General features: G+C 62.9%; 14 protein-coding genes, 1 pseudogene and 1 riboswitch. Of the genes and pseudogenes, 6 read left to right on the top strand and 9 right to left on the bottom strand.

Annotated elements, in window-relative coordinates; genetic code table 11:
• Positions 1-45: 45 nt before the first annotated feature.
• A riboswitch (TPP riboswitch) is annotated at positions 46-150 on the bottom strand.
• Positions 151-347: 197 nt separating this feature from the next.
• Positions 348-1778, top strand: coding sequence for a TolC family outer membrane protein (locus AC1RGE_RS27320; RefSeq protein WP_011058910.1), 1431 nt, complete (start codon positions 348-350; stop codon positions 1776-1778).
• 110 nt (positions 1779-1888) lie between these two features.
• Here AC1RGE_RS27320 and waaA read toward each other — a convergent pair whose 3' ends face one another.
• Together waaA and AC1RGE_RS27310 are read right to left on the bottom strand one after the other, a co-directional pair.
• On the bottom strand, positions 1889-3169 hold the full coding sequence (waaA, locus tag AC1RGE_RS27315; RefSeq protein WP_011058909.1) for a lipid IV(A) 3-deoxy-D-manno-octulosonic acid transferase: 1281 nt from the start codon (positions 3167-3169) through the stop codon (positions 1889-1891).
• Positions 3170-3191: 22 nt separating this feature from the next.
• A complete protein-coding gene (locus tag AC1RGE_RS27310; protein WP_015633922.1) occupies positions 3192-4076 on the bottom strand; it encodes a LysR family transcriptional regulator in 885 nt (294 codons plus the stop codon).
• Positions 4077-4186: 110 nt separating this feature from the next.
• Here AC1RGE_RS27310 and AC1RGE_RS27305 point away from each other — a divergent pair, with 110 nt between their 5' ends.
• The 4 genes from AC1RGE_RS27305 to AC1RGE_RS27290 all read left to right on the top strand — a co-directional run bounded on the left by AC1RGE_RS27305 (position 4187) and on the right by AC1RGE_RS27290 (position 7627).
• Positions 4187-4519, top strand: coding sequence for a DMT family transporter (locus tag AC1RGE_RS27305; protein ID WP_011058907.1), 333 nt, complete (start codon positions 4187-4189; stop codon positions 4517-4519).
• A 110-nt stretch (positions 4520-4629) separates the two neighbouring features.
• On the top strand, positions 4630-5805 hold the full coding sequence (locus tag AC1RGE_RS27300) for an NAD(P)/FAD-dependent oxidoreductase (protein ID WP_093406913.1): 1176 nt from the start codon (positions 4630-4632) through the stop codon (positions 5803-5805).
• On the top strand, positions 5802-6614 hold the full coding sequence (locus AC1RGE_RS27295; protein WP_015633920.1) for an aldo/keto reductase: 813 nt from the start codon (positions 5802-5804) through the stop codon (positions 6612-6614). The genes AC1RGE_RS27300 and AC1RGE_RS27295 overlap by 4 nt, the downstream gene beginning before the upstream one ends.
• A 41-nt stretch (positions 6615-6655) precedes the next feature.
• A complete protein-coding gene (locus AC1RGE_RS27290; RefSeq protein ID WP_019093038.1) occupies positions 6656-7627 on the top strand; it encodes a hypothetical protein in 972 nt (323 codons plus the stop codon).
• A gap of 52 nt (positions 7628-7679) precedes the next feature.
• Here the strand turns inward: AC1RGE_RS27290 and hldE are convergent, their stop codons facing one another.
• From hldE to msbA, 4 genes and pseudogenes are all read right to left on the bottom strand, one after another.
• Positions 7680-9113: a bifunctional D-glycero-beta-D-manno-heptose-7-phosphate kinase/D-glycero-beta-D-manno-heptose 1-phosphate adenylyltransferase HldE gene (hldE, locus tag AC1RGE_RS27285; RefSeq protein WP_011058903.1), complete on the bottom strand. Its 1434-nt coding sequence runs from the start codon at positions 9111-9113 to the stop codon at positions 7680-7682.
• A 102-nt stretch (positions 9114-9215) separates the two neighbouring features.
• A pseudogene (gene cysC / locus AC1RGE_RS27280) lies at positions 9216-9827 on the bottom strand (adenylyl-sulfate kinase).
• Positions 9820-10524 (bottom strand): sulfotransferase family 2 domain-containing protein, encoded by a 705-nt coding sequence (locus tag AC1RGE_RS27275; RefSeq protein WP_011058901.1) that lies wholly within the window; start codon positions 10522-10524, stop codon positions 9820-9822. The pseudogene cysC and the gene AC1RGE_RS27275 overlap by 8 nt, the downstream one beginning before the upstream one ends.
• Before the next feature lie 187 nt (positions 10525-10711).
• Positions 10712-12517, bottom strand: a complete 1806-nt coding sequence (gene msbA / locus AC1RGE_RS27270; protein WP_011058900.1) for a lipid A export permease/ATP-binding protein MsbA — start codon at positions 12515-12517, stop codon at positions 10712-10714.
• 156 nt (positions 12518-12673) lie between these two features.
• On the opposite strand from msbA, the gene AC1RGE_RS27265 reads away from it, so the two are divergent.
• Positions 12674-14536, top strand: a complete 1863-nt coding sequence (locus tag AC1RGE_RS27265; RefSeq protein ID WP_011058899.1) for an O-antigen ligase family protein — start codon at positions 12674-12676, stop codon at positions 14534-14536.
• A 79-nt stretch (positions 14537-14615) separates the two neighbouring features.
• Here AC1RGE_RS27265 and AC1RGE_RS27260 read toward each other — a convergent pair whose 3' ends face one another.
• From AC1RGE_RS27260 to AC1RGE_RS27250, 3 genes are read right to left on the bottom strand one after another with little or no spacing between them, the layout of a single operon-like run.
• Positions 14616-15236, bottom strand: coding sequence for a CatB-related O-acetyltransferase (locus AC1RGE_RS27260; RefSeq protein ID WP_011058898.1), 621 nt, complete (start codon positions 15234-15236; stop codon positions 14616-14618).
• A gap of 14 nt (positions 15237-15250) precedes the next feature.
• On the bottom strand, positions 15251-16135 hold the full coding sequence (locus AC1RGE_RS27255; protein ID WP_015633916.1) for a glycosyltransferase: 885 nt from the start codon (positions 16133-16135) through the stop codon (positions 15251-15253).
• A complete protein-coding gene (locus AC1RGE_RS27250) occupies positions 16135-17286 on the bottom strand; it encodes a glycosyltransferase (protein ID WP_011058896.1) in 1152 nt (383 codons plus the stop codon). The genes AC1RGE_RS27255 and AC1RGE_RS27250 overlap by 1 nt, the downstream gene beginning before the upstream one ends.

Genomic DNA, 17286 nt, shown 5'->3' with positions numbered 1-17286 from the left:
GATTGTCGAACAACATCCCGGACGAAGCACAAGAGGACTCGCCGGGTGACGAGAAATCTTGTTCCCTACGCAGGCGCTAACCTGATCAGGTTCAACGGGATCCGGATTATCCGATCTCAGCCTCATAGCAAGGCACCCCGACAAGAACCGGGCCAGTCTAGACAAAGCCACAGCAGAACGCCAACCCCCCGTACGATCAGCATGATGAATGGCGTAATTGCAGGATTGTTGCCACCCCCCAGCGCATCTACACTCGTTGCCCTGTGTCGAACCTTGACGCTCCGTGGGTCGCGCCTTAGCCTTGGCGCCTGAATTATTGCCGTAATATCAACTCTAGGGATCGCCGAATGCTGCGCAAACTCTCACTGGCTGTTGCCGTGTCTTGTGCGTCCAATGGAATGGCCTGGGCAGCAGAAGCGCCTTTGACCACCAAGACCGATCTGGTCAGCGTCTACCAGGAAGCGGTGGACAACAACGCCGATCTGGCCGCTGCGCGCGCCCAGTACGGTGCCCAGAAGGAAGTGGTGCCCCAGGCTCGTGCCGGGTTGCTGCCTAACCTTTCGGCCGGCGCGGACATGAACAACACCCGCACCAAGTTCGACGAACCGTCGATGACCTCTACCCGCAGCGGCAACGTCTACCAGGCGACCCTGGCCCAGCCACTGTTCCGGGCCGACCGCTGGTTCCAGCTGCAGGCGGCCAAGGACATCAACGAACAGGCTTCCCTGCAACTCTCGGCCACCGAGCAGAACCTGATCCTGCAGAGCGCAGAGAACTACTTCGCGGTGTTGCGCGCCCAGGACAACCTGGCCTCGACCAAGGCCGAGGAAGCGGCCTTCAAGCGTCAGCTGGACCAATCCAACGAACGCTTCGACGTGGGCCTGTCGGACAAGACCGACGTCCTGCAATCCCAGGCCAGCTACGATACTGCCCGGGCCAACCGGATCCTTGCCCAGCGCCAGGTGGATGATGCCTTCGAGGCCCTGATCACCCTGACCAACCGCGAGTACAACTCGATCCAGGGCATCGTCCATACCCTGCCAGTGCTGGCGCCGACCCCCAACGACGCCAAGGCCTGGGTGGACACCGCCGCCAAGCAGAACCTCAACCTGCTGGCCAGCAACTACGCAGTCAGCGCCGCCGAGGAAACCCTCAAGCAGCGCAAGGCCGGGCATGCCCCGACCCTGGACGCAGTGGCGCAGTACAAGAAAGGCGACAACGATGCTTTGGGCTTCAGCAACCCCAACCCGCTGACGCGCTATGGAAGCGACGTCGAACAGCGCTCCATCGGCCTGCAACTGAACATTCCGATCTACAGCGGCGGCCTGACCAGCTCCCAGGTGCGTGAATCCTACTCGCGCCTGAGCCAGACCGAGCAACAGCGTGAATCCCTGCGCCGCCAGGTGGTGGAAAACACCCGCAACCTGCACCGCGCGGTGAACACCGATGTCGAGCAGGTCCAGGCCCGGCGCCAGTCGATCATTTCCAACCAGAGCGCAGTGGAGGCCACGGAGATCGGCTACCAGGTGGGCACGCGCAATATCGTCGATGTGCTCGACGCCCAGCGCCAGCTGTACACCTCGGTGCGCAACTACAACAACAGCCGCTACGACTACATCCTCGACAACCTGCGCCTGAAACAGGCGGCCGGCACCCTCAACCCGGGGGACCTGCAGGACCTGTCGCGCTATCTCAAGGCCGACTACAACCCGGATCGCGACTTCCTGCCGCCAGACCTGGCCAAGGCCGCCCAGGAGCAGCTCAGGGCCCGCCCCTGAAGGTCGCAAGCATGAAAAAGGCCACCTTTGCAGGTGGCCTTTTTCATGGCGGTGTAACGGCCTTTTATGGCCACTGCGCAGCCTGCGGCAGCGGCTACAGAAGGCGACGATCAGTGCCTGCCCAGGAGGCGGCCAAGGCCATCGAGCAGCCGTTGCAAGGCGCCCTGGTTGGCCTTGAGCACCTTGAGCCCCGCATCGGCCATCTTGCGCGCATCCTGGGGTAGCTCGAACAGACGCTGCACCGCCACCGCGAGCCCCTCGGCATCGTCCACTTCCTGCAAGGCTCCGGCCTCACGCAGCATCGCGGCGATTTCCAGGAAATTGAACAGATGCGGCCCGCTGATCACCGGCTTGGCCAGGGCCGCCGGCTCCAGCAGGTTGTGCCCACCGTTGGGCACCAGGCTGCCGCCGACAAAGGCGCTGTCGGCCAGGGCATAGAGGAACAGCAATTCGCCCATGGTGTCCCCCAGCAGTACCGAGGTGGTGGCAAGCACCGGCTCGGCTGCAGAACGGCGTACCGTGGCAAAACCCTGCTGCCGGCACAGCTCATGCACCGAGTCGAAGCGCTCCGGGTGCCGCGGCACCAGGATCAGCAAGGCATTGGGGTAATTGCCCAGCAGTTGCCGGTGGGCATCGAGCACCACCGCGTCTTCGCCCTCGTGGGTACTCGCGGCGATCCACACCGGGCGCTCCATGGCCTGCCATTGCTGGCGCAGCTCAGTGGCCCGCTGCAGCAACTGCGGGTCGATGCTCAGGTCGAACTTGATCGATCCGGTCACTTGCACAGTCTCTGGCCGGGCCCCAAGCCGGAGGAAACGCTGGGCCTCGGCTTCGGTCTGCACCGCGAACAGGCTCATCTGCGCCAGCATCGGTGCGGTCAGCCGAGCAAAACGCCCATAGCCCTTGGCCGAACGCTCGGACAACCGGGCATTGGCCAGGGCTACCGGAATCCCGCGCCGGGCACACTGGTCGATATGGTTGGGCCACAGTTCGGTTTCCATGATCACTGCCAGCTTGGGCTGCACCCGATCGAGAAACCGCGCCGCGGCGCAAGGCAAGTCGTAGGGCAGGTAGCAGTGCTGGATCCGCGGCTCGTTGGCAAACAGCGCGTGGATGCGCTCGGAGCCGGTGGGAGTCATGCAGGTCACGGTAATCGGCAGCTGTGGATAACGCGCCAGCAGCGCCCGGATCATCGGCGCGGCAGCGATGCTCTCGCCCACCGACACCGCATGCACCCAGATGCCACCGGGTTGCATGCTCGGCAAGCCGAGAGAGAAACGCTCGCCAATGCGCTTGGCATAAGCCGGCGCCTTGCGCGAGCGCAGCCACAGGCGGATCGCTACCAACGGCAGCCCCAGGTAAAACAATGCGGTATAGAGAGTTCTATTCATGGCGGCGGAGTTTATCGGTTTTTTAGCCGATCGCCTTCAGGTGCACGGCAAAACGTTCTGCCAGCCAGTGCGCCGCGGGGCCCAGAGGTTCGTCACGGCGCCAGGCCAGCTCCACCACCAGTGCCGGGGGCGTCCATTGGCTGGCCAGCTCCACCATCTGGTTCTGATAGGCCGGGTACTGCACCACATGCCGTGGCAGCCAGGCCCAGCCCAGCCCGCGCATCAGCCATTCGGCCAGGACGTAGAAGCTGTCAGCCCGCCAGACCTGGGGGCTGACCTGCTCACCACCGGGGTAGCCACTGGCTTGCGGAGCGATGAGCAACTGCCGGTGTAGCGCCAGCAACTGGCGGTTGACCCTTTTTTCATGGGCCAGCGGATGCCCCACGGCGCAGACAGTGACCATCTCCACACTGCCCAGGGCCCGGCGCTCCAAAGTTTCCGGCATCTGCTCATGGTGAAACAGCAACCCCAGGTCGGCCCGGCGCTCCACCAGTTTGCGCGCTACGTCGCCCTGGGCCCCGCTGGCCAGTTGCACCTCCAGGCTGGGAAAGTGTTCCGCCAGGGCCTCCAGGCTGTCGAGCACCGGCTGATAGGGCATCGCTTCGTCCTGGGCCAGGCGCAACCGCGCTTCCTGGCCGCGCATCAAGGCCAGCGCCCGGCCATTGAGGCGGTCGCACTGGCGCAGGATCTCCCGCGCTTCCTGCAACAGTGCGCTGCCCGCCTCCGTCAGCCTTGGCTGGCGGCCACTGCTGCGTTCGAACAGGCTCACTCCCAGGTCATCCTCCAGCTGGGCGATGGCACTGCTGATGGCCGATTGCGCCTTGCGCTGCTGGCGGGCCACGGCAGAAAACGAACGCAGTTCGGCGACCCCGACAAACAGGCGCAACTGCTCCAGGTTCCATTGCATGTTCATGGCACAACCTATCTATCATCCAGATAGGTAATGACTTTACCCCATCTGAACTTTCTCTAGAATGCCGACCTCATAAAGCAGTCCCAGCCCCGAGGAACCCTCCCATGAACGCTTACTACTACCTGGCTATCGCCATCTGCGCGGAAGTGATCGCCACTGTTTCAATGAAAGCGGTCAAGGGCCTGAGCACTCCGCTGCCCCTGGCATTGATCATCGTCGGCTACGGGGTGGCCTTCTGGATGCTGACCCTGGTGGTGCGTACGGTGCCGGTGGGCGTGGCCTACGCGGTATGGGCCGGCATGGGCATCGTCATGGTGAGCATCGCCGCGCTGTTTCTGTACGGCCAGAAGCTGGATATCCCGGCGATGCTGGGCATGGCGCTGATCGTCCTCGGCGTGGTGGTGATCCAGTTGTTCTCGAAAACCGCCGGGCACTAGAAAGCAGCCTCACGCCACACGCCTCAAGCGGCCAGAGTGAGCGCCAAGCTTGCAGCTTGAGGCCTGAGGCTTGAAACTTGCGGCTTCGTTTTACTTACCGAGGTCGCTGCATGCCATCCGCTATTTCCACCGATGTGCTGATTGTCGGCGCAGGCGTCGCCGGTCTCTGGCTCAACGCTCGCCTGCAACGCCTGGGTTTTTCCACCGTGCTGGTGGAAAGCGCCAGCCTCGGCGGCGGACAGAGCGTGAAATCCCAGGGGATCATCCACGGCGGCGCCAAATACGCCCTGCACGGCGCCCTCACTGGCGCCTCCGAGGCCATTGCCGACATGCCACGGCGCTGGCGCGAAGCCCTGGCGGGCAATGGCGAGCTGGACCTGTCCGGCGTGCGCCTGCTGTCCGAGGCCCACTACCTCTGGTCCCCCGGCACCCTGGCCGGCAACCTCACCAGCTTCTTCGCCAGCAAGGCGGTACGCGGGCGGGTCGATCAGGTCAAGGGCGAGCAACTGCCCCCGGCCCTGCAGGACAAGCGTTTCAAGGGCAAGGTTTACCGCCTCGCCGAACTGGTAGTGGATGTGCCGAGCCTGATCGAGCGCCTCGCGCACCTGGCGGGAGACAGCCTGCTGGCCGGGCAGAAGATCGAGCCCCTGCTGGAGAACGGCCAACTGCTGGGCCTGCGGGTCGACGGCCGGGAAATCCGCGCGCAACGCATTGTTCTCAGCGCCGGAGCCGGCAATGCCGAGCTGCTGCAAGCGGCCGGCCTGAGCCAGCCCGCCATGCAAAGGCGACCATTGCACATGGTGCTGGTCAAGGGCCCGAGCCTGAAACCGCTGTACGCCCACTGCCTGGGCGGCGGGCCAAAACCACGGATCACCGTCACCACTCACCCGGCCGCCGACGGCCAGTGGGTCTGGTACCTGGGGGGCGATATCGCCGAAGCCGAGGGAGTGGCCCGGGAACCGGCAGCGCAGATTGCCGCAGCCCAGAAGGAACTGGGGCAACTGCTGCCCTGGATCGACCTGAGCCAGGCGCAATGGGCCACCCTGCGGGTCGACCGCGCCGAACCGGCACAGTCGGGCCTGGCCCGCCCGGACAACGCCTTCCTCGCCGAGCAGGATCGCCTGCTGGTGGGCTGGCCGACCAAGCTGGCCCTGGCACCGGACTTCGCCGACCGGGTCCTGGCTGCCCTGGAGCGCGACGGCATTCGCCCCGCCGCCGACCAGGCCCTGCCCGAACTGCCCAAGCCGCCCCTGGCGCAACCAGCCTGGGAGCAACTGCTGCCATGAGCCAGCCAACCCTGCACGATCTGCATCGTCCCTTGGGCAGCACCGGCCTGCTGGTGTCGCCCCTGGGTCTGGGCACGGTGAAACTGGGCCGCGACCAGGGCGTGAAATACCCCAACGGCTTCCAGATCCCCGACGACCAGGAGGCCCGCATGCTGCTCAAGCTGACCCGCGACCTGGGCATCAACCTGATCGACACCGCTCCGGCCTACGGCCGCAGCGAAGAGCGCCTGGGCCCGCTACTGCGCGGCCAGCGCCAGGAATGGGTGATTGTCAGCAAGGTCGGCGAAGAGTTCGCCGATGGCCTGTCGCGGCACGATTTCAGCGCGGCCCATACCCGGATGTCCGTGGAGCGCAGCCTGCAACGCCTGGAAACCGACTTCATCGACCTGGTGCTGGTGCATTCCGACGGCAACGACCTGGCGATCCTCGAGCAGTGCGAGGTCTACCAGGCCCTGGCGCAGCTCAAGCAGGAGGGCAAGATCCGTGGCTTCGGCTTCTCCGGCAAGACCGTAGACGGCGGCCTGAAGGCCCTGGAGCAAGGCGATTGCGCCATGGTTACCTACAATCTGAACGAACAGGCCGAGCGGGCAGTCATTGACTACGCTACCGCTCACCACAAGGGCATCCTGGTGAAAAAGGCGCTTGCCAGCGGCCACGTCTGCCTGAGCCCGGGCATCGATCCGGTGCGGGCCAGCTTCGAGCTGCTGTTTGACCGGCCCGGTGTCGCCAGTGCTATTGTCGGGACCATCAATCCCTTGCACCTGGCCCATAACGTGTCGACTGTGGCGCAGGTCCTTGGCAAGAACTGATGCCGCCGACGCGGCCGACCCCGACGCAAGAAGGAGCCGAGATGTCGCGACCGCTCATTAGAAAGAACCCCAGCAACTTCAAGACCCTGCCCCTGTTCGTCGAAGCGACTCCCGAAGGCTTGAGCTACCAGAGCGTCGGAATGCCGCTGAACTTCGCCCAGACCCTGCAGCGCCGGCGCGCGGTGACGGTGGCCGACAATCAGCGCTTCGCCCTGGAGCTGGCCAACCTCGGGGTCTCGGTGCGCCTGACCCTGCACTGGCAGAACCGCGACTACTGGGTGCTGGTGCGCCAGCGCCGCCAGGATCGCGGCGATGTGGTGCTCAAGCTGATTTCCGGCTACGTCCCGGCTCACGAGCTCAACCTGCCACTGCATACCGCGATCCAGGAAATTGCCGAGGAATGCCTGCTGGAAACCCCCGAAGGCTGGCTCGGTGGGCGCTTCAATGACACCTGGCTGCCCGCGCCCTACGCCGGCGCCCTGCACTATCGCGAGGCCCTGCCCTTTCGCCTGACCCCGCTGTCCGGGGCGGCGCTGCCGGTGCGCTGTGGCAACCTGCAGTTGCTGGAGCGTCCCCGGGCCTATGTGCACCTGCCCACCGCCTCACTGCAGTTGATCTACGACCTGCGCCTGGACGTGCCGAGGGAAGCCAAGTCCCTGAGCCTGTTCCACGTCGACGAGCGCCTGGAGGGCGACCAACTGGTGGCACGGCTGGACCGCAAGCGCCCGGACCTGTACCTGATGCCCCTGGACAACGGCGAGCCCTGCGCCGAGCTCTACACCCTGAAGAAAGACCAGTTGCATCCGGCCAGCACCCGCGGCCTGTACCTGGCGGAAAGCTTCGCCCAGCAGGAAGGCTGGGTGGTGAGTGACGAGCGGATTCGCTGGAAGGACTGGCTCAGGCAGCGGGGCCTGGAGCCACCGCAAAAGGCGTCGAAGCTATCGCGGCTAACCGGCCGGGCCCGGCAGATCCTGCGCAAGATCGTCCCCGGCAAGGCCCGGCGCCAGGGCTGAGGCAAAAAAAAGGCGCCTGCAACAGGCGCCTTTTTTGCGGACCGCAAGGCCGTTACTCGGCCTTGTCGGTCTTGCGGATCTTCTCGACGATAGCCGTGGTCGAGCTGTTTTCCACCAGCCCCAGCACCTTAACGGTGCCGCCATAGGCACCGACTATATCGGCACCTACAACCTGGTCGATGGAATAGTCACCGCCCTTCACCAGCACGTCCGGCCGAACCTGGGACAGGAGGTTTTCCGGGGTGCCTTCGGGGAAACTGATCACCCAGTCCACCGCCCCCAGCCCCGCCAGCACCGCCATGCGCCGGTCGACACTGTTGATCGGACGGCCAGGGCCCTTGAGGCGGCTGACCGAAGCGTCATCGTTGATCGCCACGATCAACCGGTCGCCCTGGGCTCGCGCCTGTTCCAGGTAGGTCACGTGCCCGGCGTGCAGGATGTCAAAGCAGCCGTTGGTGAAGACGATCTTCTCGTTGTGGGCTCGGGCATCATCGATGGCCAGCAACAACTGGTCGAGGCTCAGCACCCCGCGCTCGGAGCCTTCCTCGCGCTGGATCGCCCGGCGCAGTTCGGGAGCACTGATGGCGGCGGTACCCAGCTTGCCAACCACGATGCCGGCCGCCAGATTGGCCAGGCCCACTGCGTGGGGCAGCTCTTCGCCGGCGGCAATGGCGGCCGCCAGGGTGGAGATCACCGTATCCCCGGCACCGGTAACGTCGAACACTTCCCGGGCCCGGGCTGGCAAGTGCATGGCCGGGTGGTCGGGGCGCAACAGGGTCATGCCATGTTCGCCACGGGTCACCAGCAGCGCCCCCAGCTCCAGGTCATGCATCAACTGCGCGCCCTTGCTCACCAGTTCGTGCTCGTCGGCGCAGCCGCCGACGATGGTCTCGAACTCGCTGAGGTTCGGCGTGATCAGGCTGGCGCCGCGGTAGATGGAGAAATCCTTGCCCTTGGGGTCCGCCAGCACCGGAATGCCCCGGGCCCGCGCAGCGGCGATCAGCACCTGGTGATTGCGCAGCGCGCCCTTGCCGTAGTCGGACAACACCAGCACCTTGATCCCGTCGAGCAGGGCATCGACCTCGGCCGCCAGGGCTAGGGCGTCGGTGGCGAAGGGTTCTTCGAAATCGATACGCAACAACTGCTGGTGACGGCTCATGACCCGCAGCTTGACGATGGTCGGCTGGTGCTTGATGCGCTGGAACAGCGCACGCACGCCCGCGCCTTGCAGGCTGTTGGCCAGGCTGTCGGCGGCTTCATCGTCGCCGGTCACGCCCACCAGGGAGGCCGGCGCGCCGAGGGCAGCGATGTTCAGGGCAACGTTGGCGGCACCGCCGGGGCGATCCTCGATTTGCTCGACCTTGACCACCGGCACTGGCGCCTCAGGGGAAATCCGTGAGGTACCACCATGCCAGTAACGGTCGAGCATGACATCGCCGACCACCAAGACGGGGGCTTGATCGAATCGCGGCATGGACAACTTCATGGAGCATCCCACATACAAAATGAACAGGGGCGCGATATTAACACAGGGTTGGCGCCGCCTAGTTCTATGCCTTGAATGGGGCCGACGAAGAATTCTTGCCGCTTATTTACGGGGCAGCAGTTGCAGCAGGCGGCGGATCGCCTCCGGCAGTGCCACGGTCGCCGTGTCGATCTCGCAATCGGCCTGCAACGGCGCTTCATAGGGGCTGTCGAGCCCGGTGAAGTCCTTGATCCGCCCCTCCAGCGCAGCCTAGTACAACCCTTTGGGGTCACGCCGGGCACAGGTGTCAAAAGGTGTACTGACGTACACCTCGATGAATTCCCCCGGGCCGAACAGCGCGCGGGCGGCATCGCGCTCGGCGCGAAACGGCGAGATCGCCGACACTATGACCAGCAGGCCGGCGTCCACCATCAGCCGTGCCACCTCGGCCATGCGGCGGATATTCTCCTTGCGCGCCTCGGCCCCCATTCCCAGGTCACTGCACAGGCCACTGCGAACGTTGTCGCCGTCGAGGACGAAGGTGTGCATACCCAACTCGTTGAGCCGCAGTTCCAACAGATTGGCCAGGGTCGACTTGCCGGCCCCCGACAATCCGGTCAGCCAAAGACAGCAGGGTTGCTGCTGCTTGAGGGCGGCCCGGGCCTCGGTGGACAACGACAGGCTGTAGGGACGGATTTGCGGGCGCTCCAGCGGTACACAGGCAAGCTTATTCATAACCGAGCATCTCGTAGTCGCGTTGATAGACCCGGCGCACCAGGCGCCGGGTGCGTACCGAACAGATATCCCTGACGGGGGTGCTATGGCGCTGCTGGGTGCTGTTGACATGGGGCAGTCGGGTCTGGACCTGCAACTGCTCGCACAGCAGTTGGAAATCTCGCTGCAGGTGCTCCTGATAGCCGACGAAATCCAGGGCCAGGCGGCCCAGGGAGTCGGTGAGAAAATCGCTCTGGGCAGCAAAGTGCATCTGCTTGTGGATGGTTTCCGGGTGCAGCCAGCGGCCGATAAAGTCATCGAAGTCGCGGTAATGCCCTACCAGCGCCTGGGCTACCTGGTCCCGTCGGCCGAGGCGATTGCCACGCAGGAAAGCGTAGGCCGAGTAGGCGCGCTCCAGGGGGTCGCGCACGAAAGCAAACTTGAAGCTGCTGGAAAAGGCCTGGGGAAACTGCTGCTCGTACCAGTACAACGGCAGGTGCCCGGGCATCCAACCGTCGAACAATGCCGAACAGATGCTGCTGCCCGCGCACTTGGGGACATGAATGAACAGGCAGGAGTGTCGGGAGAAGGCATCAGGAAAGCGCACATTGGCCGACATGGACTTGTTAACCACTTGGCGATCCACCACCGAGAGGCGCCCAAGCAGGAAATTGCGCTGGGTCTTGGGTAATAACTTCCACACAAAGCGTTGCAACATTCTGCTACCCACGCGAGAGGGATGGCCCCCTCGATCTGTTCAAAGATTCAGGCGGGAACCATAACAAGCGGGAAACGCAAAATTATTTAGGCTTGGTCAAGACTGTAAGGAAGCGGCTACAAATGATGCCAAGGTGCCTTGCACACCAAGGCCCCGGGGAGCGAGCCGGCTCGCTCCCCGGAACAGGTCAGGCGATTCCGCTGGGCGCGGGCTCTTCCAGGCCCATGGCATGCAACCGCGAGTAGTAGCCGTTCTGTGCCAGCAACTGGGCATGGCTGCCGCGCTCGACAATCCGCCCCTGGTCCATGACCAGGATCAGGTCGGCTTTCTCGATGGTCGACAGGCGGTGGGCAATCACCAGGGTGGTGCGGCCCTTCATGACCTTGTCCAGGGCGGCCTGGATGTGCCGCTCGGATTCGGTATCCAGGGCCGAAGTGGCCTCGTCGAGAATCAGCAGCGGGGCGTTCTTCAGCAAGGCCCGGGCAATCGCCAGGCGCTGGCGCTGGCCACCTGAAAGCAGTACGCCGTTCTCCCCTACCTGGGTATCCAGGCCTTCGGGCAACTGGGCAATGAAGTCCATGGCATAGGCATCGGCGGCGGCCTTCTCGATGTCCTCACGCGGCGCACCGGCCAGGTCACCGTAGGCAATGTTGTTGGCCACGGTGTCACTGAACAGGGTGACGTGCTGGGTAACCTGAGCAATATGCCGACGCAAGTTCAGCAGGCGGAAGTCTTCGACCTCGGTGCCATCCAGAAGAATCTGGCCCTTGTCGTGGTGGTAGAACCGCGGAATCAGGTTGGCCAGAGTCGACTTGCCACTGCCGGAACGCCCCACCAGCGCCACCATTTTCCCGGGCTCGATACTGAAGCTGATGTCATCGAGCACCTGCCGTTCGGTTCCCGGGTAGGTGAAACTCAGGTTGCGCACCTCCAGGTGCCCATTGATGCTGGCGCGCTCGACGGTGCCGCGATCGACCTCAGGCTCGACGTCCAACTGCTCGAAGATGCTCTCCGCACCCGCCACGCCTTTCTGGATCGTTGAGCTGACTTCGGACAGCTGGCGGATCGGCTTGGGCAGCAGACCGGCCATGGTGATATAGGCCACCATTTCACCGGCAGAAGCATCACCGCGCAGATACAGCACCAGGAACATCAGCACCGCCATGGCGCTGTAGATCACCAGTTGCAACAGTGGGGTGTAGATGGCGCCGGTACGGGTCATGCGCAGTTGCTTGTCAGTGTTGCCCTGGCTGGCCGCAAGAAAACGCTGCTGCTCATAGGTCTCGCCGCCAAAGCTGCGAACCACGCGATAGCCCTGGATGGTTTCCGAGGCAACATGGGTCACATCACCCATGGCCACCTGGATCTTCTTGCTCTGCTTGCGGAATTTCTTGCTGGCGGTGCGGACCATGACCGCGATCAGCGGCAGGATGGCGATCATCACCAGGGTCAGGCGCCAGTTCATCCACAACAGCGAGCCGAACAGGAAGATCACGGTCATGCCTTCGCGGATCACCACCTTGATCGCGTCCGTCGCCGCCCCCGTGACCATGGTCACGTTGAAGGTGATACGCGAGATCAGGTGCCCGGAGTTGTGCTTGTCGAAGTAACGGTTGGGCAGGGTCAACAGGTTGTTGAACAGTTGCACCCGCAAATCGTGCACCAGCCCCAGGGATACCTTAGCCAGGAAGTAGTTGCCCAGGTAGGAGCCCAGGCCTTGCCAGGCAGCGATCAGCACGATCAGCAGCGGCACCGCTTGGAGCAACTGCATGTCGCGCAGATAAGGCACACCGGGAAACAGCACCGCCTGAGGGTTGGACAGGCCGTCGACGAAATACTTGAGGATGTAGCCGAGCATGGGCTGAGTCGAAGCGAAGATCAGGAACCCGACGATGCTGATGAGAAACAGACCAATATAGGGCCGCACATAGCCGAGCAGACGGAAGTAGATTTTCAAGCTCGAGGGGCTTGCGTCAGGACTGGAGTCGGTCATATCACGCGAATGTCGTCAAAAAGGAGGCTGACTTTAGCACAGCTTGTTCGCGGTACTGGCACTCCCATAGGCCCGAGATTGTTCAGCTGACCAACGACATCGCCAGCCATAAGTCGTTATGATTGCCAGCTTAACTTCCGGGATGAACGTTCAAGCATGCAACCCAATGCCCTTCACAACACGGCCAATCGAGTATTCGATTTCATTTGCCTGTGGATTCTGCCTATCGGTTATCTACTGCTTCTCTGTGCGATGTTCTTCCTGCCGGGGCGCAGTGGATTGCACAAGCTGTACTACGGACTGTTCAGCATCCCGACGCTGATCGCGCTGTGTACTCGCCCCAGCGAACTGAAAAGCCTTCTGCGCGAACCTGTCTTCATCGCCATGTTGCTGTTCTGCACCTGGGCCATTGTCAGCCTGGCCTGGAGCCCTCCGGTGGACAGCGTGCTGGGGGAAATCAAGACGCCTCTGCACACCCTGATGCTGTTCGCCGGCTGCATGCTACTGGTTCGCTACCGCGGCGAGGTGCTACAGCCGCTGGTCTTTTGTGCTGCGATCGTTGCTCTCATCGCCTCGATCTTCAACCTGTACGTCTTCGTTCGATACCACACCCCCGAACTGCGCATGATCGGTGCGGGCGCCTTTGACAACCCATTGCTGAGCTCCCATGTCTTTGGGTTCTTCTGTGTCTACTGGCTGTGCCTGAGCATGAACTGCCGTCGTTACCAGATACTCTGGCTGAGCGTTCCGGCGCTGGTCATCATGGTCGCCGCGCTGATCGCCACGGGCTCCAGAACGCCTCTGGTGGCATTGACCCTGGCGGCACTGTGGCTGAGCTTCATTAGTTGGAACCGTCGTTCGCTGATGCTGCTGGGCGGCATGCTGGCAGGCGGTATAGCCGTCGTTGCGCTGTTCTCGCAGATGCTTCTGGAACGGGGCAGCTCTTCGCGTTTCGATCTCTGGCGCCTGGCCCTGGAACAGATTGCCAACCACCCATGGATCGGCCACGGCTACAACGCCAGTCTGTCCCTGGACCCCGGCATCGGTTTCCTGCTGCAAGAGCCCCATAACTTCGCCCTGGGCGTGCTCTACTATGTGGGTATCATCGGCCTTCTGCCGTGGCTGTTCATGCAGGCCTGGGCCCTGTTCAAAAGCTGGCAACTGCGGGCCGAACCACTACTGATCCTGGCCTCGACCTGGCTGATGTTCGGCATTGGCGCAGGCCTGACCGAAGGCGGCGGGATTCTCTCTCGCCCCAAAGAGCACTGGTTCCTGCTGTGGATTCCCCTGGCCCTGATCGCTGCCCTGTGTATCAGCCAACGTGCGCGACGCTCACCCAGCCACACGGTCGAGTCGCTCACCCAGGCCGACGCCGACAAGCTGATGGCCAATGCCCGGGTTATCGAAGCCGACGGCCTGGGCCCCAAGGTCCTGCGTCTTGACGACGGCAGCTTCCTCAAGCTGTTTCGCCCTCGCCGCTGGTACACCTCCGGAGGGTTCAACCCCTACTCCGAGCGGTTTGTCACCAATAGCGAGCAACTGCGCGAGCTGGGCATCACCACCCCGAAAATCCTCGGACTGTATCGTCTTGCCGACGGCAGCAACGCCGTCCGCTACCAACCGCTACCCGGCCAGACTCTGCGCCAGAGTCTGCAATTGGCAAGCTCTGGCGACGAGCGTTCCAAGTTGATCAAGCGCTTTGGCGCCTTCATGGCCAACCTGCATGAGCAAGGGGTGTATTTCCGCTCACTGCACCTGGCCAATGTGCTGGTACTGGAAAATGGCGAGTTCGGGCTGATCGATCTTGCAGACCTGCGGGTCTACCCCTCATCACTGAGAAAATCGCTGCGCCAGCGCAATGTGCGCCATATGCAGCGCTATGCCGAGGATTGTGGCTGGCTGTTCCTGGAGCACCTGGACGCACTGCAGGCCGGTTACGCCCAGGGCACCTCGATGCCCCTGGCCACCGGACTGTTGAAGCAGCTACCGGCGAATGACCTGCACCAGGTGGCTCGCTGATCCCTGCGCACGCACCTGTTCCATGACAGCTACACAGGGCTGCCTGGAACAGGTTCGGAAGGGATTAAACAGCGAGCGGTCAGGCTGAACGCTGCCGGGCGTAGGCCAGGAAGCCGTCAATATCATCGCTGCAGAGCTTGTCGGCCAACCCGTGCAACTCAGCCTCCGGCCAGTCCCACCAGGCACTCTGCAAGAGTTGCTGGCGCTGCTCCTCGGGAAAGCGCCAGCGCAGGAAACGCGCCGGGTTGCCACCGACCACCGCATAAGGCTCGACGTCCTTGGTGACCAGCGCTCCCGCCGCGACAATCGCACCATGGCCAATGGTCACACCGGATAACAGCGTGCTGTTGGAACACAGCCACACATCACTGCCCACCCGGACGTCGCCATTGGTCCCGGCGTAGCCACTGATGTGCGCGGCCTGAGGTAGCATGGCCGGGAAGGGATAAGTGGTGACCCAATCCGCTCGGTGGTGGCCACCGAGGAATATCTGCACCCCTTCGGCAATCGAGCAGTACGCCCCGATGCTCAGGGTCGAGCCCTCCTGCCAGTCATGCACCTCGGGCAAGCCATAGCTGCCACGCCCGATGCTGTAACCTGGATATCTCTGCTGGAAACGCACCACGCCGCGCTCGATTTTCGGCAGCTTGCGGATCGCACGCTTGGCGCGCTTCTCCAGAAAACGTTGAATCCAGCCCATGCTCCGGCGTCTCTTCAGTCTTTTTCCAGTGGAGAAAAATAAAGGCGGCCCAATCCACGCCAGGTTTTCTTGTTCCAGGCCTTGAACGGAATCTGTGCCAGCAGCTCGCGTGCCAGTTTGCGATCCCGATTGGAGACTTTGAGGAACATCGAACTGAGGAACTTGTAGCGCACCTCGTCATACAGCGGGTGGTCGCTGAACAGGGCGTAGGAACGCAGGATGTTGTCGATCATGAACCTGTGGTTCTTGTAGGAGTTGGTGGCGTGCTTGCGATACCGCGCCATCAACACGTTCAAGCCATCGATGAAATAGCCGGCCCGGGTGATCTTCAACTCGATCAGCAGGTCTTCAAGACGGATATTCGGATCGAAACCGCCGACCTTTTCCAGGGCCTCACGACGAATCATCAGGGTCGGAGCCGGTGGATAGGGCTTGCGCTCAAGGAACATGTCGTCGAAGTCCAGGCGCCGGAACGGTACGTCACGGCGCTGGCGCTTCTCGGGAAACAGGTTGCCATCGCTGTCGATCAGCTCGATATTGCCCGCGCAGATCCCCACCTCAGGCTTGCCATCCATGTAGGCCACCTGAGTCGCAATGCGCTCGGGCAGCATGATGTCGTCGGAGCCGAAAGGCACGATCAGGCTGCCCCTAGACCGTGCAATGGCACCATTGAGAGTGTTGGTCAGGCCCTGATTCTGCTGGACCCGGAAGTCGAAGCCATGCTGTTCCTGCAGGCGCCGGATACGCTCGACACTGTCATCGCTGGAACCGTCATCCACCACCAGCAGCTCGATGTTCGGATAGGTCTGGTTGAGCACACTGAGAATGCTTTGCTCAATGTAGGGCGCGTGGTTGTAGGAGGCGATAATCACCGTCACCACAGGTTGCTGGTCTGCCATTACTGCCTCTTGCCCGCTTGACTCAAGCCGGAGTCGATCAATTGCCGGTACTCCTCGCGGAACACCTCGATATCGTGTTCTTTCTGCAGATAGGCATAGGCCTGCTGGCCCTTGGCGGCCAGTTCCTCGTCGGACAGCCCGAGATAGGCATCCAGCGCGGCGACCAGCGCCGATACATTGGCCGGCTCCACGGCCAGGCCGCCAGCTCCCTCGATCAGGGGCAGCATGGCCGGCACGTTCGAGGCAATCACCGGCAACTGCCCGCTCATGCCTTCAAGCAAGGCCAGGCCCAGCCCCTCGGCCAGCGATGGCATGGTCCAGATATCGAAGGCCCGCACGTATTGCAGGGCGTTCTCCTTGAACCCCAGCAGGTGAGCCCGGCCCTGCAGCCCCAGGCGCTCGATTTCAGCACGCAGATTGGCTTCCTCACGACCGGCACCAATGATTGCCAACTGAGTTTTCGGGTACTTGTCCTTGAGTTGAGCAAAGGCCTGCAGCAGATAGGTATGACCCTTGACCGGCACCAGGCGGCCCAAGGCACCAATCAGCCGCACATCGGGGGCCAGCCCCAGCAACTCTCGGGAGCGCTCGCGGGAATGCTGCAAGGCCTCTGCCTGTTCAATGTCGATGGCGTTGGTGATCGCCCAGGTGTTCTGGTCGGTGAAACCGCATTGGCAATCGAGCAGGTACTGCTTGACGGCCGGGGACACACCGACAAAGCGCCAATGCCGATCGATCAGACGCTGGGTCTGGCGGCGCCGGTAAAGCCGGTCGTACTCACCAAAACCGTGGGAAATTCCGATGCACAACGACACCTTCAACCAGCGGTTGAGGGCCAGCATCATGTTCACCGGCTTGAAGCGATTGCAGATCACCACATCGAACTGTTCCTTGCGGCAGAACTGATACAGCCGCCACATGGCCCGCAGGCGCATGCCCTTGAGGGATTTGTCGGAAAACTCGAAATACACCGAATGCGCGGCGCGACTCACCGGATCGTTCGGCCCGGGGCGCCCCCGCAGGAACGCTGCGGTGACTTCGTAACGCTCAGCCGGCAAGGCCTTGACGATCTGCTCGGCGAGATCGGCGAAGTCGTGGGATTTGACGTTGTAGTCCGGCTGCAACTGCAGGACCTTGAAGCGCTGACTCAT

This window comes from Pseudomonas sp. GW823-FHT02C05 (assembly GCF_058797595.1).
The sequence above is the reverse complement of the archived record's forward strand: the minus strand, read 5'-3'. Positions and strand labels throughout refer to the sequence as shown.